General features: G+C 69.1%; 12 protein-coding genes. 9 read left to right on the plus strand and 3 right to left on the minus strand.

The window, feature by feature from the left end:
• The first annotated feature begins 71 nt into the window (after nucleotides 1–71).
• On the plus strand, nucleotides 72–1,070 hold the full coding sequence (locus ACQP2T_RS56200; RefSeq protein ID WP_433512914.1) for an alpha/beta fold hydrolase: 999 nt from the start codon (nucleotides 72–74) through the stop codon (nucleotides 1,068–1,070).
• A gap of 13 nt (nucleotides 1,071–1,083) precedes the next feature.
• Here ACQP2T_RS56200 and ACQP2T_RS56205 read toward each other — a convergent pair whose 3' ends face one another.
• The gene (locus ACQP2T_RS56205) at nucleotides 1,084–1,755 is read right to left on the minus strand and encodes a winged helix-turn-helix transcriptional regulator (RefSeq protein WP_433512915.1); all 672 of its coding nucleotides are present in this window, start codon (nucleotides 1,753–1,755) and stop codon (nucleotides 1,084–1,086) included.
• Nucleotides 1,756–2,476: 721 nt separating this feature from the next.
• Between ACQP2T_RS56205 and ACQP2T_RS56210 the strand changes: the two genes are divergently transcribed.
• From ACQP2T_RS56210 to ACQP2T_RS56220, 3 genes are all read left to right on the plus strand, one after another.
• A complete protein-coding gene (locus tag ACQP2T_RS56210) occupies nucleotides 2,477–3,010 on the plus strand; it encodes a hypothetical protein (protein ID WP_433512916.1) in 534 nt (177 codons plus the stop codon).
• A 96-nt stretch (nucleotides 3,011–3,106) separates the two neighbouring features.
• The gene (locus ACQP2T_RS56215; RefSeq protein ID WP_433512917.1) at nucleotides 3,107–3,625 is read left to right on the plus strand and encodes a hypothetical protein; all 519 of its coding nucleotides are present in this window, start codon (nucleotides 3,107–3,109) and stop codon (nucleotides 3,623–3,625) included.
• Between the two features lie 138 nt (nucleotides 3,626–3,763).
• Nucleotides 3,764–4,687 (plus strand): NBR1-Ig-like domain-containing protein, encoded by a 924-nt coding sequence (locus ACQP2T_RS56220; protein WP_433512918.1) that lies wholly within the window; start codon nucleotides 3,764–3,766, stop codon nucleotides 4,685–4,687.
• A 182-nt stretch (nucleotides 4,688–4,869) separates the two neighbouring features.
• Here ACQP2T_RS56220 and ACQP2T_RS56225 read toward each other — a convergent pair whose 3' ends face one another.
• Together ACQP2T_RS56225 and ACQP2T_RS56230 are read right to left on the minus strand one after the other, a co-directional pair.
• Nucleotides 4,870–5,622 (minus strand): esterase/lipase family protein, encoded by a 753-nt coding sequence (locus ACQP2T_RS56225; RefSeq protein WP_433512919.1) that lies wholly within the window; start codon nucleotides 5,620–5,622, stop codon nucleotides 4,870–4,872.
• Nucleotides 5,619–6,659: an LLM class flavin-dependent oxidoreductase gene (locus ACQP2T_RS56230; RefSeq protein WP_433512920.1), complete on the minus strand. Its 1,041-nt coding sequence runs from the start codon at nucleotides 6,657–6,659 to the stop codon at nucleotides 5,619–5,621. The genes ACQP2T_RS56225 and ACQP2T_RS56230 overlap by 4 nt, the downstream gene beginning before the upstream one ends.
• Nucleotides 6,660–6,761: 102 nt before the next feature.
• On the opposite strand from ACQP2T_RS56230, the gene ACQP2T_RS56235 reads away from it, so the two are divergent.
• The 5 genes from ACQP2T_RS56235 (at nucleotide 6,762) to ACQP2T_RS56255 (ending at nucleotide 19,654) form a co-directional block, all read left to right on the plus strand.
• Complete coding sequence (locus ACQP2T_RS56235) at nucleotides 6,762–7,196, plus strand: organic hydroperoxide resistance protein (RefSeq protein WP_433512921.1); 435 nt, start codon at nucleotides 6,762–6,764, stop codon at nucleotides 7,194–7,196.
• A gap of 216 nt (nucleotides 7,197–7,412) precedes the next feature.
• Nucleotides 7,413–8,168 carry a hypothetical protein gene (locus ACQP2T_RS56240; protein ID WP_433512922.1) on the plus strand — a complete coding sequence of 252 codons (756 nt, stop codon included), beginning with the start codon at nucleotides 7,413–7,415 and terminating at the stop codon, nucleotides 8,166–8,168.
• Between the two features lie 43 nt (nucleotides 8,169–8,211).
• A complete protein-coding gene (locus ACQP2T_RS56245) occupies nucleotides 8,212–8,502 on the plus strand; it encodes a tyrosine-type recombinase/integrase (protein WP_433512923.1) in 291 nt (96 codons plus the stop codon).
• A gap of 20 nt (nucleotides 8,503–8,522) precedes the next feature.
• Nucleotides 8,523–9,473 (plus strand): hypothetical protein, encoded by a 951-nt coding sequence (locus ACQP2T_RS56250; protein ID WP_433512924.1) that lies wholly within the window; start codon nucleotides 8,523–8,525, stop codon nucleotides 9,471–9,473.
• A gap of 941 nt (nucleotides 9,474–10,414) precedes the next feature.
• A complete protein-coding gene (locus ACQP2T_RS56255) occupies nucleotides 10,415–19,654 on the plus strand; it encodes a LamG-like jellyroll fold domain-containing protein (protein ID WP_433512925.1) in 9,240 nt (3,079 codons plus the stop codon).

Here is a 19,654-nt window from a genome sequence, read left to right on the forward strand (position 1 = left end):
CTCCCTCCTGACCGACCCAGTTACTCTATGTACATATACATGTTCATATTGTTTCCCAGAAGGTGAAATATATGGATAGGCGAACGTTCTCCAAACTGCTCCTCGCGGGAACGGCCGCGGCTTCACTGCCCAACCTCCCGGCCGCATCGGCCTCGGCGGTCGTACCCGATGACCGGAAGACGCCGGTGAAGCAGATCAAGGCGGGCGTCCTGAACATCGGGTACGCGGAGGCCGGTCCCGCCGCCGGTCCAGCGGTCGTCCTGCTGCACGGATTCCCGTACGACATCCAGAGCTTTGTCGAGGTGACACCCCTGCTGGCAAAGGAGGGCTATCGAGTGATAGTCCCTTACCTCCGGGGCCATGGCACGACCCGCTTCCTCTCGGACCGGACATTCCGGAACGCCCAGCAGTCGGTGATCGCCCTCGACATCATTGCTCTGATGGACGCCCTCAAGATCGAGAAACCGATCCTGGCCGGGTTCGACTGGGGATCGCGTACGGCCGACATCATCGCCGCCCTCTGGCCCGAGCGCTGCAAGGCCCTGGTCTCCGTGAGCGGCTACCTGATCACCAACCGCGAGGCGCAAAAGGAGCCCCTGCCGCCGCGGGCCGAACTGGCCTGGTGGTATCAGTACTACTTCGCCACCGAGAGGGGCCGACTCGGCCTCGAGCGGTACCGGCACGATTTTGCCAGGCTCATCTGGGAGAACGTCTCCCCGGCCTGGAAGTTCGACGACGCCACGTTCGAGCGTACGGCGGCGTCCTTCACGAACCCGGACTGGGTGCCGATCGTGATCCACAACTACCGCTGGCGGCTGAGCCTGGCCGCGGGCGACCCGAGGTACGACGGCATCGAGAAGCGGCTGGCCGCGGCTCCCGCCATCTCCCTGCCCACGATCACCCTCGACGGCGAACGCGACCCCTTCACCCCCGCAGGCGACGGCTCCTCTTACCGCAAACACTTCACCGGCAAGTACGTACACCGGACCCTGCGGGGAGTCGGCCACAACGTGCCGCAGGAGGCCCCGCAGCCGTTCGCCGAAGCCGTCGTCGAAGTGGACCGGCTCTAACAAGAGCTATGAGCTACGACGTGCGAGCCTCCGGCTGAGGGAATCGGAACAACCCGTGCAACCTCCCCAAAGCCTCAAGATCCCCAAAAGCCCTCGCAGCTCCACTCTTGATCGCATCGCCAAGCGTCCCCTGCCCCGCCCCCATGTCCACCAGAACATCGTCATCCATCTCAATAACGACATCCGGCCGCTGAGCGGGCCCATGCATCGTTTCGATCGTCCCGTCATCGACCCGAGCATGAAAGACCTCATCGGAAACCCGGAACTCGTACACCGCCCGCAACCCCACCGCCGCCTCCGGCTCGAAGCCGACCCGCAACGCCAGCACCGCCCACCCGGCCTGGAACGACTCCCCTTCCTTGCGCTCCCCCATCGCCCACTTCATGCCCCACCGCGCCAGAGCCAGCACCGCGGGCCCCAGCTCCTCACCGGCCTCGGTCAGGGCATAAGCAGGGGTACGCGCCGGCGCAGGCAGCACGATCTTGCGTACCAGCCCCTCACGCTCGAGATGCTTCATCCGAGCCGCCAGCAGCCCGGTGCCCAGCCCGCGAAGGCTGTGCTGCAGATCCCCGAACCGCTTCGGCCCGGTCAGCAACTCGCGCACGAGTAGCAGCGTCCACCGCTCGCCCACGATGTCCAAGGTCCGGGCAGTGGCACAGAACTGGTTGTACGATCGCTGGTCCACTTCAACATTCTAAGCTTCGGGCTTCCTGTTTCTGAACTTCCCAGTCAGAGGGGTCTCGGCCAGGTCGCCGGCCATCTCCAGGTGCGTCTCGCGGGTGATGCGCAACCGCGACAGCACGTCCGCAGCCGCGCTCAGCTGTTCCGGCAGCTCGACGATCTGCTCGCGGAGCCGGACGGTTTCGGCCCGAGCGGACGGAGCCGGACGGCTTCTTCGGCCCGAGCGGCCGGAGCCGGACTGCTGCTTGGGGCTGAGCAGTGGCGGTCGGGAGAGGACGGAGACGACCCCAGCCCCATGCCGACCTGCTCCATACGGACTAGCGAAACACGTGACCATGGCCATATCCGGCCGACTTCTCCCGAGCACTACGTTGACCCTGAATTGCCTAATGCCGCAATTGCTGCGAGGCTCAAAGTAGGGCCCGGCGTGCGCGCCGATCGTGTAAGACCGGGAAGAATTACACCGGTGCGTTGAACCTCTTACACAGGTTCCTGACCTGCGAATTTGATTGTCCTGATAGCTCTGGACAATGTTCGGACGACTTTACACGGCAGATCGCTTGCCGGAGCCGGGCAGTGGCGGTCAGAGTGGTGCCGTTCCCAGTTCCGGGGTTCGTTATCGGCGCCATTGACAGGCGTGCGGATATTCCGCTGAATCGCTATACGCGGTTGATCGGAGACTCCCGAGTCGGAAAGTGCAGAGGATTTCTTTGAAAGGAGATCCGATGATCGGACGAAAAGGGATTACAGGAGCGGCTCTCGTCGTCGGGCTGACGGCCGGGCTCGTGGCAGGATCGTCAGCGTCGGCGCAGGCGGCGCAGGCGGGGCAGAGGGCCACCGCTGCCTCGGACAGCTCGGCCGTCCTGGCCGCGCCGGGCTGGTCGCCCAAGTCGTACCTGGGGATCAGCTACCACGACCGGTGCAAGGGCTGGCAGCGGATAAAGACCCCGTACAGGAGCGGCGCTTACATCACGACCAGCAGGCAGGTCCACTGCGAGAAGGGCGAGTGGGGCCGCCGGGCCGTGGTCAAGACGAGCCTCCAGCAGTATCGCGGGCTCGGTTTCTGGCGGACGAAGGCCACCTCGGAGGTGAAGAAGGGAAGAGCGGCGTTCACCGTGACGACGACACCTTCGTGGAAGTGCTCCGGCGGTAGCCAGCTCTACCGGAACCAGACGAAGGTGCATCTCTACTCCCTCCTGCGTGGCAGCGAAGTGGCCACCCTGTACAAGCGGTCGCAGGAGCGTCGGATCCGGTGTTGATCCCGGGCTGGGACGGGGACATAGCTCGGCCGGACTTCGGCCCTTGGCGCTCGCGAGAGCGTCAAGGGCGTCTTCTTCCGAAGGAGTGAGCGGCGGATGGGATCGCCTGAGAGAAGGCATGTCCCGGCGTGGCGCGTGATCGTCGGCGGGGTCGTGTCGGCCGCCCTGGGTTTCGTGCTGTGGGCGACGGTCTCGGTGGCGGAGGAGAAACCGTACGAGGACATCAAAAGGCAGTACATCGCCGCCGTAGACGCGGTGTGTGAGGAAGCGTCCCGGCAGTCGGATCTCCGCGAGGAGCCACCCGCGAACCTGCGCGAGGAGGTGGACGAACTGCGCCGCGCGTCGGAGTCGATGACCAGCACCATCGCCGCGATAGAAGCGATCGCGCCGCCCGGTGGTGACGTCCCGCGGGTGCGGGAGAGGTTCTTCGCGCCCGCCAGGGCGCTTACCGCGAGCCTGCGTGAACTCAGCGGAAGCGCGGAGACGGCGATGCGCGCGGGCAGGGAGGGCGAGGCGAAGAAGGCGGTGGAACAGTCCTTGGAGCCGGACGAGAACGAGAAGGCGCTGCGATCCTTCGCGGCGGAGTACGGCTTCCGGGCATGCGCGGGTGAATGACCACAGCGCCCCCGAGTAGACCGCAGAATTCCGGACTTATTCGGACAATTCAGGTAATCTCATTTGCTCTCAGGTGTCACAGGCCATGCCGGAATCGTCGGCACGGCCGGATGACGGCGCCGGACAGGGCAGGTGAAGATGCCGGAATTACCAGGGACATCAGGCTCGCAGGGGGACGAGCCTGGCCCGCTGCCGACGGGCATGGGATCGCGACCTGGGCGAAAGCCGGTCCGGCTGGACCCGGCCGCGAGCCCGGTGGCGGCCCTCGCGTATCGACTGTCGGAGCTCAAGGCGGAGGCGGGCGACCCGTCCTACGCGGAGATGTCGACCCGCTTGGGCGCGGCGGCCTCGAAGTCCTCGCTGGCCGCCGCCGCCCGGGGGCAGGTGCTCCCGACCTGGGAGACGACGTGGGAGTTCGTCCGGGTCCTCGCCGTCGAGCGGCTGAAGCAGGAGGCGGCGGAGGCCAGGCGCGAGTGGCGAGCCCACTGGGAGCAGGCCGCGAGCGCCGCACGTAGCGAGACCACCGAGGACCGTACGGGTCACGACCAGACCTACCCTGGGCAGGCGGAGCACCTCGAACGCCGAGGCCGGCCTCTCCTTGTCAGAAGGCTGGTCATGATCGCAGCGGTCGCGACCGCCGGTGCCGCCCTCTTCATCTGGCTGGCCCCACTCTCCGGAAAGAACAAGCCCACCACGTCGGCCACCCCGGCTCAGACTGCCTCCTCCTACGACGATTCCGCCTTCGAGCAGGACGTCACCCATCCGGACGGCACGGTGGTGAAGACGGGGACGGAATTCACGAAGATCTGGCGGATCAGGAACACCGGCACCATCCCGTGGCGGGGACGCTTTCTCACCCGGCTGAACGACACCCCGTGCCGCGCCCCCAAACGGGTCGAGATCCGCGTGGTCCAGCCGGGCGAACCCGTCGACATCGCGGTACGCGTCCGCGCATCGGACTCCCCCGGCAGATGCAAGATCTACTGGAAGATGACCGACGAGACCGGGACTCAGCTGCTGTCCGCCAAGAAGCCGATCTTCCTGGACGTGGTCGTCGGCTGATCGGCTCTCGAAGCACGTCTTGGCCGGGTCGAGGGGCCGGCCTGCCACATCCGCCTCGACCCACGTCACCGTGCGGGTTGGGGGTGGCTCAAAGGCCCACGGCCTTGCCCGGTAACTCCAGGTGATGACGGTGCTCAAGAGCGGGCGACGCGGTCGAGTACGTCGTCGATCAGAGCTCCCGCTCACCCTACGAAATCACCGGCACCAGCCCTCAGAAGTACGGAAGTGACAGCACCCGGATCGGTGAGCAGCACATCATGTGGCCCGTCCAGCGCGACGGTTCGATAGCCGACCGCCTCGGCGAACCTGTCGAAGCCAAAGGTCTGCGGCCGGCAGTAGACCCCTGTCCCAGGGATCCGATCGACTGCCCCGGTCAGGCGCGTGCCTTCGGTGAGGGTACGCAGCGGCTGCGGACGCAACCGCTCCTGAAGCCACGCGGCGTCGGCCGGATCGGTGATGCCGAAGAGCGCCGGCGCGGGAGCGGGCACCTGCCAGCCGTTGGCCGAAGCCTGAACGAACTTCACGAACCCTTCGGGAGCAAGGCTGATCAGGCTGTCCCCGTTCGTCCCGGCCCAGCCCTCCACCATGATCACGTGGTCAACGCGTTCGGGACGGAGGTCGGCTGCCTGCCGTACCACCAAGCCCCCGTAACTGTGCCCAACCAGCACAACACCGCCGCCAGAGCGGACATCGATCTCGCGCCGGCTCTCGGCCTCGACCTCGCCCCCGGCGCCCTTGGTGTCGGCGCCGGTCTCGGCTTCGACAGCATCGATTGCGGCGACGACCTGTCCCACGTGATCACGCAGCCCCACATCACGGCCGTACACGAGGTCAGGAACGACAGTGCGCGCTCCCGCGCGTTCGAGCAAGGGAACGACGCGATCCCACGCCCAGGGACCATGCCAAGCACCGGAAACCAGAACAAAGGTGGTCATGGGCGGATCTCCGTGCGAAGTCGCGGCAGCACCCGGTCGGCGAACTCCCCCAATGCCGCACGATGGTCATCGACGGCGAACCGGATCACCACGTGCCGCACCCCGGCCGAGGCGTACGCGTTCAACCAATCGACCGCATCGGCGGCGGATCCGGCGAACGCGGCCTGGATGGACTCGATGAACTCGAGCGGCGCGTTGTAGTAACGCTCAAGGCTGGTCCGCAGACGGCCTCGCGCCCGCTCAGGGTCGTCATCGAGACAGACCGTCGCGAACAGCGCAGGCGTGATCACGCGCGCTCCCTCACCCGCAACAGGCCCCACCAGCGAGTCCGCCTCACCCACGGCAGACTCCACCACAGATGCCGCCTCACCAGGCCCACGACCGCCCAGACGTGCCGCCTCCTGGACCACGCCCCATTCATGGGCGTACGTCTCACTTGTCGGCGGATACGGCAACCACCCATCGGCCAGTCGTCCCACGCGCCGCAGCGCTGCCGCACCGCTGCCCGCCAGCCAGATCGGCGGCCCCCCAGCCTGCGCGGGCTTGGGTTCCAGCACCACATCTTGGAAGTCGAAATGCGTGCCCTGGTACGACACCGCACCGCCGGCCCACAGTCGCCGCATCACGTCGATCGACTCTTCCGTACGGCTGACCCGGCGCTTGAACGCGATGCCGAGCGCGTCGAACTGTGCCTCGGTGTTCGGATGCGGGAATCCGGCGCCCATCCCGGCGATGAGGCGCCCGTCGGCGATCCGGTCCAGCGTGGCGAGTTGGTGGGCCAGCAGGATCGGATGACGCAAGGCGGGCAGGAGTACGGCCGTGCCGAGCGTCACTCGTTCCGTCATGGCGGCCACCGCGGACAGGAGCATCAGCGGATCCGCGCGGTGACGGGTCACCGGGCTGTCGCCCGCCCAGACGGAGTCGAAGCCGAGTTCCTCGGCCAGCCGCGCCTGCTCGACCAGCGCGGACGGCTCGCGATCCCCCAGAACGACCCAGTCACGTGTCGGCAGCAGATAGCCGACCCGAGGTCTCGTCATAGTTCCTCCAGCGAAGCGATCACGATCGGATCTTAAAGCATTGACTTCCTGTTTTTGAAGTCTAAGATTCACTATCGAGAAGACGACGACAAGGACTCTGACATGACGAAACCGCTCTATACCGCGCAGGCACAGGTGACCGGTGGCCGAGTACACGGGCACGGGCGCTCCAGCGACGGAATGCTGGATGTGAACCTGCGCCAGCCGAAAGAACTAGGTGGCGATGGTGATGGGACAAACCCGGAGCAACTGTTCGCGGTCGGTTATGCCGCCTGCTTCTCCGCCGTCCTGACGATGCTCGGACAGCGGCAGGGGTTGGAGGCTGGAGACGCGGCGGTGGACTCCAAGGTCATGCTGATCCCGAACGCCAACGGCACGTTCAAGCTCGGGGTCGAATTGGACGTCACGCTGCCCTCGATCGAGGACCCGGCGCAGGCCGCCGGTCTGGTGCGCACCGCGCACCAGGTGTGCCCGTACTCCAACGCCACACGCGGCAACATCGACGTCGCTCTGTCAGTGAATGGCACCATGCTGTGAAGTGGATACGCGCCACCAGTACAACGTGGCTTCTGTGGGGGTGGATTGAGCGTCGTGCACTGTCGCATGGGGGTGATGTTCATGTGGGTGCGCGACAGCTTCTGTAGGGGTTGGCGCATTGGTGTGGGCTGTCGGCTTACGCTGGCCGCTTCCTGATGGAGGTGGTCCGTGCGAGCGTTCCCGGTGTGTTTACCGTCTGGCGTTCGGTACTGGACGGTGGTCGACGACGGCTTGGAGGTGCATGGGCCGGCGGATCGGTTTTTGCAGCACGTCCGGTTCGGTATGGGGCGGGCGGAGAGCACGACCCAGGCGTATGCGACAGGGGTGGCGCTGTATCTGGTGTGGTGCGGCCAGACCGGGCGCGACTGGCAGGTGGCGATGGAAGGTCTCGGCGGCTTCATGGTGCGGCTGAGGTACGCACCCGGCCCGGCCTCGGACGGCCCAGCGGCCCCAACGGTGACCTCGTTGGTGGTGCGGCAACCGCGACGCATCAAGGCGGTACTGGTGGCGGTGCGGGAGTTCGTCAAGCACGCCGTGGCTGTCGGGGACGCCCCAAGCGCTGGGTTGGCCGCCTTGTATCAGCTCGGCGACGACCGATGGTTTCCAGTCGAGGCGCGGCGCGATGACGGGCGCCTGCGCGTGCTGGAGCGTCCGCGGCATCGGTTGTCGGTCCCGGAACGGCAGATCGACCGGGCCGGCGACGATGAGGCGCTGGCACTGTTGAAGGCATGCGGTTCGGCTCGCGACCGGCTGATCCTGCTGTTGATGGGCCGAGCCGGGCTGCGGCGGGGCGAGGCCGCGGCGTTGCGACGCAGCGATGTGCACCTGGCGCTGGAATCGACCGGGCTGGGATGCCGAGTGCGTGGTGAACACGTGCACGTGCAACCACGCGAGGATGCACCGCGCGGCGCGCGAGCCAAGTCGCGGCATCCCCGGACGGTCCCTGCCGACGCCCTGCTGGTGGCCGCATGAGTGGGAACGGCAGCGGTGCCCTGAGGCCCGCGACTGTGACTTCGTGCTGGCCAACCTGTTCCGGAAACCGCTCGGGGCACCGATGCCCCCGGAGGCGTTGAACGAGCTGCTGACGGCGTTGACGAGGCGTTGCGGGCTGGACCGCAAGGTGACCCCGCACATGCTGAGGCATGCCTTCGCCGGGAACATCCTGGACGCCGGCGGCTCGGTGGATGAGCTGCAGAGCCTGCTCGGCCACGCCACCCTCGCCTCCACCCGCCCTTACCTGCATCCGGCCGCTGCGCGGCTGCGAGCTGCGGTGGAGCGCGTCTCTCGGCCGAGGGATGACCGATGAGGGCCGGAGCCACGACAGCGATGCTGCTGGAGCAATACCAGCTGGAGCCGGAACGGGTCGCCGATCAACTGCCCGGAATCCTTGACCAGGAGTTCATGGTTGCGATCGGCTGGGACGCCGACCAGCTGTTGCTCCAGCCGCCGAGCGATCACCCCCTACTGGGCTGGGCGCAGTGCATCGTGCCCGAATGCCTGGTCGACGCAGCGACTTATGGAGGACTCTGCACGGGTTGCAAGAAGCGCCTCGCGCACAGCGATATGACCCGGGAGGCGTTCATCGCCGACCCGCCGCCGAAAACGGGCGGCGGCACCTACAAGTGGCTGATTGACGAGTGGGTCTGCCAGGTGAACGGCTGCCCGAGGCCGATCTCTTCACGCCAGACCGATCTGTGCGGGTCTCACGCGGGCGGATGCCGGGCCGTCTTCGGCCACGTCACTGCGGAGACGATCGCCCGCTACCTGCAACTTCCCACTACGGTCGCGCTGGCACCCCTGGGCGGCTGCAAGGTAGCGACCTGTCTGCGACTGACCCATTTCAACGGAGGGCTGTGCCGGATTCACGCTGTCCGCTGGCGCGAGGATGTGAAGGCCGAACCGCGTCGGGACTTCGAGCACTGGTGCCGCGTCGAGCCGGGCGTGGCTCTCAGCGGAGTGGCCAACCTGCGGGGCTTGGAGGCGAGCGTGGTCACCGAACTGCTGGCCGGAATCCAGCTGCGCGCTCAGCAGGAGTTGCGCACCCGTTACACCTATCTGAACACGATCGCCAATGATCTACGCTGCCAGCAGGTGAGCACGATCTTCGAGCTGGACCCGCCGCCACGCCAGAGAGCGGTGGCCAATGTCCGGCTGCTGGCCGATCGCGAGCGGGTCCTGGCCGCCACCGAGCTGACCGATTGGGCGCGTGCCGAAGCCACCCCGAGCGAGGAGGAAATCACTGCCTCGACGCAGCTCGCGCGACCAATCGAGAATTGATGACACAGCTCAACAGCACTCCCGTTGGCGAGCAGCGCAGAAGTTCGCCTACGGGGAGCAGGATCAACGGTGAGGGTTAGCGACCACGGGGACCGTGGCATGGGAGCGTTTCGCGCACCTACCTGTTTGCACTGACTCTTGAAACGACGTTCGCTCTCGACCTGGTTGGGCCGCGTGCGGTGTCACGAGTGCTCGCCTATGAAACAGCAGTGCGGTCAGCCCGCAGGCATGTCGGCGTCGGCCGGCGGGCAGCTGAAGTCGGCGATCGGCCGGGCGATCGAGGCTGCGAGACTGGGCCTCATGGACGACAATCCAAGGCCTTCACTCAGTCACCGGCCTGACCCGGATCCCTGAGCAACTCAGCCGCCATCCCTGGCTTAACGCAGGGGAAGGCGAGGACGACCCACTGATGATCGACGCACACGAGCGCATCCTGAAACGCTACAGCGACCAGATCCCCCGCCGAACAGGCGATCATGACCCTCGCAGCCGCGGCCTTGCCCTACATCGTCACCGGCAACTTCAACGTCGTCGAAGGCGAACAGCTCGTTTTGGCCTTCGCCCAGACCGATGACCTCCACCAGGCGTTGGGAACCCGCGCTCCCCCCGGCCTCATCTGCCGCCCCAGAAGTCACTCTAGGTAACCACTTCCCATAGGCTACTCAAGAGCCCATTTCCTCTGACACACCTCGATGACGTCCGCCTCGTGGGGTGGCCGGCGCCGATGGGTCGTGCCTCCGCGACCGGTCCGCGTCCAGAAGAGACCGGGCCGATTGCGGCGGAGCCGCGCTGGGGTCAACTCCCGGCCTACGGGCGCATGTGCCACCTACGGCGAAAGGCCGACGCGGATTCACACCCTGGATTGACGAAGGCCACCGCCCCGGCTGCATAGCATGCCACTTCAGATGAGCTGATCGTGCCTGTCGAAAAGGGTGCGTGTGATGAGTCGCTGGCTTCGGCAGTCGATGGTGTGCATGGTCCGGCTGAATCGGCACGTCCTCACCCGCGGGGGCGCGCTGGCGTTGACCCTCGTGCTGATGAGCACGGCCGACTACGGCGCCGCCGCGGTGGTGGCGGAGTGGCAGGCGTGGCGGCATCGCGAGGTCCACGGGCTGGAGCAGGTCTGGGGCGCGGCCGGGGACGCCGGCGGCCAGGCTGTGGGAACCACGCACAACAACCATCAGCCGGCCACGTTACGGGCACGCTATCCGCTGACGGCGATCGAGACCGGGGCGCCGCAGCAGCAGAACACGGCCGAGGTGGGCGACGCGCCGGTCGCCGGGCCGGAGGAGGGCGCGGGCTTCGACCCGGCGACGAGCCGGGAGATCCCGGAGCGGCGCGACGCTTATGTCCGGACGTTCGCCAACGCCGACGGCACCGAGTCCACCGAGGTGTCGGCCCGCCCGGTCAACTACCGCCGCGCGGACGGCACCTGGGCGCCGATCGACAGCAGGATCGTGGAAGCCGGCCTGCGGGACGGCGACGGGCTCCCGGATCGGGGATGGCGGAACGCGGCTGACGCCGTGGACGTCCGGTTCGCGCCGCGCAGTAACGCCCGCCCGCTGGTGAGCGTCGGACTGGACGACGCTCACCAGGTCGGCTACGGCGTTCAGGACGGCGCGGCGGCGCCTGGACGTACCACCGGAGAACGCGCGATCACCTATGAGAAGGTGTGGCCGGACACCGACTTGAAGGTCGAGTCGATCCCGGGCGGCGCGAAGGAGACGATCGTGCTGCGGTCGGCCGAGGCGCCCCGCACGTTCGTGTTCCCCCTGGACCTGCGGGGCCTGACGGCCAGGATCACCGCCGGTCAGGTGGAGTTCGTGGACGAGGCCGGCCAGGTGCGGGCAAGCGTCCCCGCGGGGTTCATGACGGACTCGGCGGCCACCCCCGCAGCCTCGACCGCGGTCTCCTACAGCCTGGTGTCGGCGGGCGGGAGCCCGGCGTTGCGGGTGAGCGTGGACCCCGCCTGGCTGGCGGACCCCGATCGCGTTTTCCCCGTGCTGGTGGACCCGTCGGTGGAGACCGGCAAGGCTGGCAACAGCGTGTCGGTCGGCGACGGCGGCACCACGGGTGGCGGGCAGACGCTGACGATCGGTTCGAGGTCGGCGGCGTACGTGACGTTCCCGGCTCTGGTGAACGAGCTCAGGTACCACCGGATCTTCGGAACCTACCTGTGGATGGTGAACTACGAGGCGGCGACGTGCCAGGCGCGTCCGGTGACCGTGCATCCGGTGACCGCGGCCTGGTCGAGCAGGACCACCTACCCGGGCCCGGGCGTGGGCAAGGCGCTGGTACGCAAGTCCTTCAACCACGGATACATCGCGTTCGGATCGAGCACCTCGCGCTGCCCGCCGAAGAAGGGCGAGCTGTTCGACCTCGGCAAGGGTGGCCGCGACCTGGTGCAGAAGTGGGTTGACGATCCGTCGCGGAACTTCGGGTTGTCGATCCGCGACGCCTCGTCCGACGGCAAGGGGCTCAAGAAGTTCACCGGCCACGACACCGCCAACCCGCCGCGCCTGTACGTGACGCACAGCCCGTACAACGCCTCGTACGCGATCACCAGCCCCGTGCCGAATCCGCCCGTCACTCAGGCGCAACCGGGCAAGATCAAGATGACTGTGACCAACACCGGCGCCGCCGCCTGGGCACAGGGGGACTACTACCTCGCCTACCGGACCTACGACAGCAAGGGCAAGCTGGTCACCCAGCAGCGCTCGGCGAACCTGACGGCCACCGTGCCGCGCGGCGGGAAGGTGCGGCTGGACGCCGAGATCAAGCCGCTCAAGCCGGGCACGTACAAGCTGGACTTCACGATGGTGCGGGCCGGCGGCAAGGTCTTCACCGACGAGTACGTGCCGCCGGCCCGCCTCATCATCAAGATCATCGACATCGCCCCGGTGTTGCAGGAGCTGTACCCGTTCAACGGCTACCAGGCGCCGACGCTGACGCCCCAGCTCTGGGCCAGGGCCGTGGACCTGGACGCGCCGCCGTCCTCGTCGCTGAGCTACAAGTTCGAGGTCTGCGAGAAGGCCGCGGACGGCTCCGCGGTGAGCTGCTTCGACTCCGGCTACATGCCCAAGCACGCCTGGACGGTGCCCACGGGCAGACTATCGTGGACCAAGACGTACCTGTGGCGGGTGTTCGTCAAGGACACCGGCAACGAGGTGCCCTCGCCGCGGGTGATGCTGCAGACCGCGGTGCCGCAGCCGGAGATCACCTCCAAGCTGGCGGAGGCCCGGGAGCGCGGGTTCGACCCGATGGCGGGCAACTACTCCACCGCCGCCGTAGACGCCTCCGTCGCCACCGTCGGCCCGAGCCTGAGCGTGGAGCGCGTCTACAACAGTCTGGACCCGCGGCGGGACTCACCGTTCGGCGCCGGCTGGTCCACCCCCTTCGACATGAAGCTCACCGAGGACGGTGACGGTTCGGGCAACGTGGTGATCGGCTACCCCGACGGGCAGCAGGTCCGCTACGGCCGCAACCCGGACGGCAGCTACGGCTCGCCCCCGGGACGGCAGGCCACGTTCACCCTGGGCAACGGGCAGGGCAAGCTGGTCGACAAGGCGGGGTCCGCCTTCGAATTCATCAACGGCCGGCTGACCAGGATGTCCGACGCGGCCGGTCACGCGATCACACTGACGTACGACGGCACGACTGGCAGACTGGCCAAGGCCACGGGACCCGGCGGCCGGGCGCTCACCTTCACCTGGTCGGGCGCGCACGTGGCCTCCGTCTCCACCGCCGCGGTGGACGGCAGGACGCTGACGTGGGCCTACACCTACGACGGCGACAAGCTCACCAAGGTGTGCAGGCCCGGCGACCGCTGCACCGGCTACGAGTACGCGCCCGGCTCGCACTACCGGACCACGGTCATGGACAGCCGGCCCGAGTCGTACTGGCGGCTGGGGGAGGACGAGGGCGACTCATCAGCCAGCCAGGTCGCGGTCAACCTCGGCAAGGACGCCGGCACGTACGTGAACGTCACGCTGGGCGAGCCCGGTGTGACGGCGGGGACGGGTGACACGGCGGCGGTGTTCGACGGCACCGCCTCGCAGGTCGTGCTGCCGAACGGCACGCTGAAGAAGAGCCGCGACCTCGCGGTGGAGGTCTGGTTCAGGAACCAGGCGACCGGGCCGGGCGGGCCGCTGCTCGGCTACCAGGACAAGGCCCTGGACGGTACGCCGGGCGTGGGCGTCCCGGTGTTGTACACGGGCACCGACGGCAGGCTGCGCGGCCAGTTCTGGAGCGGCGGGACGATCGCGCCGATGGCGTCGCCGGTCGCGGTGAACGACGGCAAGTGGCACCACGCGGTGCTGTCGGCGATGGGTTCGACCCAGACGTTGTACCTGGACGGCAAGGCGGTCGCGACGCTCGCGAACCAGACGCCCGACCACCTCGGGCTGACGTTCAACCAGCTCGGCGCCGCGTACGCGACCACGCCCGGCTCCTGGCCCGGCTGGGGCACCGCGCCGCGCCGCTTCTACGCGGGCACCCTCGACGAGGTCGCCCTCTACCAGCACCCGCTCGGCCCCGACCAGGTCACCGCGCACTACAAGGCCGGCCTCGCCGCCGCCGACCAGCTCGCCGCGGTGACGCTCCCGAGCGGGAAGGTCGCCGCCGAGATCGAGTACGACACAGCGGCCGACCGCGTGAGCACCTACACCGACTCCCAAGGCGGCACCTGGAAGCTGGGCACGCCGGTCGTCTACGGCGGCGACGACGACCTGCGCCGCGCGGTGGAGCTGCGCGACCCGGCCGACCGCCACCACCTGTACGAGCAGGACGCGATCACCGGCCAGGTCGTCCGCGTGGGCATCCCGCTGGGCCTGGCCACCCGTGAGGAGGACCGTCCTGACTGGCCGGCGTCGCCGTCCCCGTCGCCCTCGCCCACCGTGACGTGCGCCAGCCCCGACCCGGGTGACCCGCAGTTCTGCACGACGCTGCCCGGCTCGCCGGGGCAGGAGCCCGACTTCATCGGGCGCGACGCCGACGGCATGGGCATCCGCACCTTCGACTACGACGACCGCGGCTTCCCGACCAAGATCGTGGACGAGAAGGGCGACGCCGTGCAGCTGGTCTACGACAGCCGGGGCAACCTGACCAGGCGCATCTCCTGCCGCGCCAAGGACTCCTGCCAGACCGCCTACTACACCTACCCGGCGCTCACCGACCCGGCCGACCCCCGCAACGACCAGCCCGTCGAGTATCGCGACGGCCGTTCGTCCGGCCCGGCCGACGACCGGTACAAGACAACCTACGCCTACACCGCGCCGGGCAACCTGCTGACGCAGACCAACCCCAGCGGCGGCGGGCAGCTCAAGTACACCTACACCAACGGCGCCGAGGCGGCGGTCGGCGGCGGCGCCACGCCCGCCCATCTGGTCGCCACGATGACCGACCCGCGCGGCGCGGTCACGAGGTACGCCTACACGGCCGCCGGCGACCTGGCGCAGGTCACCGAGCAGTCCGGGCTGGTCACGAAGTACGCCTACGACGCGATCGGCCGCCTCAAGAGCACCACCGAGGTCTCCGACAGCTTCCCGGCGGGCGTGACGACCGGCTACGGCTATGACGACTGGTCCAGCCTGACCAGCGTCACCGACCCGGCCACCACCGACGCCGTCACCGGCGCCCAGCAGCAACGGCGCACGGACCTCGGCTACGACGCCGACGGCAACCTCGTCAGGACCCAGGTCATCGACAAGATCGGCGGTGGGGAGCCGCGCACCACCACGTACGGCTACGACGACCACAACCGCCTGGACGAGGTCGTGGACGCCTACGGCAACGAGACCGCCTACGGCTACGACCGCTTCGGCAACGTCGTGGAGATGACCGACGCCGGCGACAACGAGTACGCGTTCGCCTACACCGCACGCAACATGCTCGCCTCGGTCACGCTGCGCGACTTCGACGGCGACCCCGACGGCGCGCCGGGCGCGGGCGACGACCTCGTGCTGCGGTCGTACGCCTACGACTACGCGGGCCGCCTCGTCCGCGACACCGACGCGATGGGCCGCCGCACCGTCTATGACTACTACACCGACGACCTGCTCAAGTCCGCCACCCTCAAGGACTTCCGCGACGCCGACGGCACCAAGCGCGACCTCGTGCTGTCGGCCACCGAGTACGACGGCGCGGGCCGGCCCACGAAGCAGACCACCGGCAACGGCCTGCGCGTCACCGAGAACACCTACGACGCCGTAGGCCGGCTCGCCACCGCCACCCTCGACCCCGGCAAGCTGAACCGGCGCACCGCCTACACCTACGACCTCGGCGGGAACGTCACCCGCGTCGCCCGCACCGGCAACCCGTCCAACGTCCCGTGGCCCACGTCCACGGCCGCCGAGACGATGGACTACGCCTACGACTTGGCGGGTCGGCTCGTCCGCGAGACCGTGTCGGACGGCACGAAGTCGCTGGTCACCGGGTACGGCTACGACCAGCGCGACCTGCTCACCTCGGCTGTCGATCCGCGCGGCAACGTGACCGGCGCCGACAAGACCGCCTACACCACCACGTACGCCAGCGACGAGCTGGGCCGCCCGACCAGGACCGTCCTGCCGCCCGTGCAGACCGAGGAGGGCGGCGCGCCGCCGGTCACCGTCCGGCCCGAGACCGTCACCGGGTACAACGCCTTCGACGAGGAGACGGCGAGCAAGGACGAGCGCGGCGCCGTCACCAGGACCGAGTACGACCTGCTCGGCCGGCCAGTCAAGCGGATCGCGCCGGCGTACGCGCCGCCGGGCGGCGGCACGGCGCTGACCCCTGCCACGGTGCTGCACTACGACGCGCTGGGCCGGGTGGACAAGATCGTGGACCCGAGGCAGAACGAGACGCTCTACACCTACGACCGGCTGGGCCGCGTCCAGGTCGCCGACACGCCCGGCGCTACCGGCGGCGAGCGGGCCGAGTGGCAGTACGACTACACGCGCACCGGCCGGACGCTGGCGGTCGTCGATCCGAACGGCGCCCGTACCGAGGCCACCTACGACGACCTGGACCGCCAGGTCACCAGCACCCTCGTCGAACGCGTCCCCGTCCCGGCGGCCCACACCACGCGCTACACCTACGACGACGCCGGCTCGCAGCTGACGGCCGTCACCCCGAGCGGCGCCACGACGCGCGGCGCGTTCGACGGCACCGGCGCCCTGACCAAGGTCACGGACCCGGCGGGCGTCGCCGTCCAGTACGGCTACGACGGGCAGGGCCGCCAGGTCCGCTCCAGCGACGGCCTGAACCGCACCACCAAGCTCACCTACGACGCGCTCGGCCGGCTCACCACCGCGGCCGACCTCAAGCCCGACGGCACCGAGCTGCGCAGCCGCGGCTTCGCCTACGACCCGGCGGGCAACCTCACCGAGGTCGCCGACCCGCTCCAGCACCGCACGGCGTTCGCGTACGACGCGCTCGACCAGCTCGTCAAGCAGGTCGAGCCGGTGAGCAGCAGCGCGTCGATCACCACGGCCTTCGCCCACGACGCGGCGGGCAACCTCACCCGCTTCACCGACGGCCGCGGCAACAGCACGATCTACACCTACAACACCCTCGGCCTGCCCGAATCCACCATCGAACCCGCCACCACCGCCCATCCGGCGGCCGCCGACCGCACCTTCACCACCGGCTACGACGCGGCGGGCAACCCGGTCAGCGTCACCGAGCCGGGCGGCGTCGTCCGCAGGCGCACCTTCGACGCGAACCAGCGGCTGCTCACCGAGACCGGCACCGGCGCCGCCAGGGCCACCCCCGACAGGACGTTCGGCTACGACGCGGCCGGGCGCCTGACCCGCTCGGGCTCCGACGTCTACGGCTACGACGACCGCGGCGAGCTGGTCTCGTCCGACGGCCCGTCGGGCGAGGCCGCCTGGAGCTACGACGGCGACGGCCGGCCCACCACCCGCACCGACGCCGCCGGCACCGCCACCTTCACCTACGCCAAGGGCCGGCTGACCGGCGTCCGCGACGCGCTCACCGGTGTCTCGCAGACCCTGCGTTACGACCTTTCCGGCCAGGTGAGCGAGGTGGACTACGGCGACGGCCGGGTCCGCGCGCTCGGGTACGACGACCTCGCGCGCACCACGTCCGACACCCTGAAGAACGGCGGCGGCCAGGTCGTCGCCTCCACCACCTACGGCTACGACGACAACGACAGGACCACCTCCAAGACCACCACCGGCCTGGCGGGCGCGGGCACCAGCACCTACGGCTACGACCAGGCGGGCCGCCTCACCTCCTGGTCGGACGGCACGGCGAGCACCGCCTACGAGTGGGACGCCGCCGGCAACCGGACCAGGAGCGGCGCCGGCACCGCCACCTTCGACCAGCGCAACCGCCGCCTCACCGACGGGGGCGACAGCTACACCTACACCGCCAGGGGCACGCTCGCCACGAAGACCGACGCCGGCACCGTCACCGCGTACGACTTCGACGCCTTTAACCGCCTCACCGGCGCGGGCACCACCACCTACACCTACGACTCGCTCGACCGGCTCGCCACGCGCGGCACCAGCGCCTTCACCTACGCGGGGCCCGGTGGCGAGCCGGTCGGCGACGGCACCACGACCTTCGGGCGCGGCCCCGGCGGCGAGCTGCTCTCGACCGGGCGAGGCGCCGCCGAGCGGATCTCCCTGCTCGACAAGCACGGGGACGTCGTCGGCGGCTTCGACCCGGACGGCACCCTGTCGTCGCTGGCGGACTCCACCGCCTACGACCCCTTCGGCACGCCCACCGCCGGCACCACGACCGCCCTCGGCTTCCAGGGCGACTGGGCCGACCCCGACACCGGCTACGTCAACATGGGCGCCCGCTGGTACGACCCGGGAACGGCCGCGTTCACCGCCCGCGACGACTGGAACCTCAGCCCCGTCCCGGACTCGGCGGACGCCAACCGCTACACCTACGCGGGCGCCGGCCCCCTCGACCGCGTGGACCCCACCGGCCACGCCCCCTGCAGCCCCGGCGGCGGTGGCGGCTCTCAGCTCGCCAGCTACGGCGGCGACTGCTGGTACGGCTGGTGCTTCGACAACGAGACCGGCATGTACTACCCGTGCGGCGGCTCCAAGCCGCCGTGCGTGGTCACGGTGTCGCTGCCGTCCGACTCGCTCATGGCCGCGGGCCGCTGCCGCGACAACGACGGCGACAGCGGCGGCAACCCCGGCGGCAGCCCGGGCGGCGGCAGCCCGGGCGGCGGCGCCAGTCCTCCCGGCCGTGGCGGCGGCGGGATCTCGCCGGAGGAGCAGCGGCGCCGCGAGAGGGAGCGCAAGCGCAAGAGGACGGAGGAGGGCAAGAAGCGGCAGGAACGCCGTGCCCAACGTAACCCGGTCGCGCCCCCGCCGTCGGCCCGCAGGCCGCACTACCCGGACCCGCGCGACAAGTTCCCTGGCGCCCGCCAGCCTGCGCCGATCACTCAGCAGAACAGGAACGTCGTCAAGGACACCACGCAGTCGCTGAAGGACATGCGCGCCAAGGCGGTCCAGCAGGCCGGCCCCATCGTGGGGCAGACCGGACTGCCCGGCATGTCCGCGCCGGAGATCTCCCCGGTCGGCGGCGGCCAGGGACCGGGCGGCTCAGGAGGCGGCACGACACCTCAGGCCGGCGGGGAACAGGGTGACGGCGGCGAGCCCGGTCTCGGCACACCGGCGCCGAAAACGCCGGAGCTGGCCGGCCCCGAGCCCCACTGCAAGCCGTTCCAGCCGAGCATCCTGTGCAAGCTCGACAAGGCGTGGCAGAAGGTCCAGGACGCGTCCGGCGCCATCGTGAACGGCATGCAGAAGAGCGCGGACTACTTCCTCGGACATGTCGGCATTTCGGTCTCGGTCTGCTTCGTCGTCTGCGGCAACCTGACCTTCCAGGACCTGCAGCTCTGGGGCGGCGTCGGCGCCCACGGATTGAACTGGAAGGAGGTCGGCCCGGGCATGATGCGGCCGAAGTTCGGGGCCGGATTGAACCTGCAATACACCTCGCGCCGCCCCGACGAGCAGGGCGGGGCCTACGGGCAGGTCTGCGGGTACGTGCGGTTCGGCGGATGCGTGATGGGCGATCCCGGCAGCCCGGTCACCGGGCGTAAAGGCTGGTGGGGCGTCGGCGGCGGAACAGGGTTCGGCTACTTCGGCGGCGGCATGACCTCCAACAAGCTCTTCGACGCCCGCGACCCCAAATGGCCCTGGCAGTACTGGTGA

It is taken from the genome of Nonomuraea sp. CA-143628 (assembly GCF_050942315.1).
GTDB lineage: Bacteria > Actinomycetota > Actinomycetes > Streptosporangiales > Streptosporangiaceae > Nonomuraea.

Bases quoted from the DNA above. Each gene is read 5' to 3' on its own strand.
- ACQP2T_RS56200 (WP_433512914.1), top strand. From the start codon at position 72: ATGGATAGGCGAACGTTCTCCAAACTGCTCCTCGCGGGAACGGCCGCG.
- ACQP2T_RS56210 (WP_433512916.1), top strand. From the start codon at position 2,477: ATGATCGGACGAAAAGGGATTACAGGAGCGGCTCTCGTCGTCGGGCTG.
- ACQP2T_RS56215 (WP_433512917.1), top strand. From the start codon at position 3,107: ATGGGATCGCCTGAGAGAAGGCATGTCCCGGCGTGGCGCGTGATCGTC.
- ACQP2T_RS56220 (WP_433512918.1), top strand. From the start codon at position 3,764: ATGCCGGAATTACCAGGGACATCAGGCTCGCAGGGGGACGAGCCTGGC.
- ACQP2T_RS56225 (WP_433512919.1), bottom strand. From the start codon at position 5,622: ATGACCACCTTTGTTCTGGTTTCCGGTGCTTGGCATGGTCCCTGGGCG.
- ACQP2T_RS56230 (WP_433512920.1), bottom strand. From the start codon at position 6,659: ATGACGAGACCTCGGGTCGGCTATCTGCTGCCGACACGTGACTGGGTC.
- ACQP2T_RS56235 (WP_433512921.1), top strand. From the start codon at position 6,762: ATGACGAAACCGCTCTATACCGCGCAGGCACAGGTGACCGGTGGCCGA.
- ACQP2T_RS56250 (WP_433512924.1), top strand. From the start codon at position 8,523: ATGCTGCTGGAGCAATACCAGCTGGAGCCGGAACGGGTCGCCGATCAA.
- ACQP2T_RS56255 (WP_433512925.1), top strand. From the start codon at position 10,415: ATGAGTCGCTGGCTTCGGCAGTCGATGGTGTGCATGGTCCGGCTGAAT.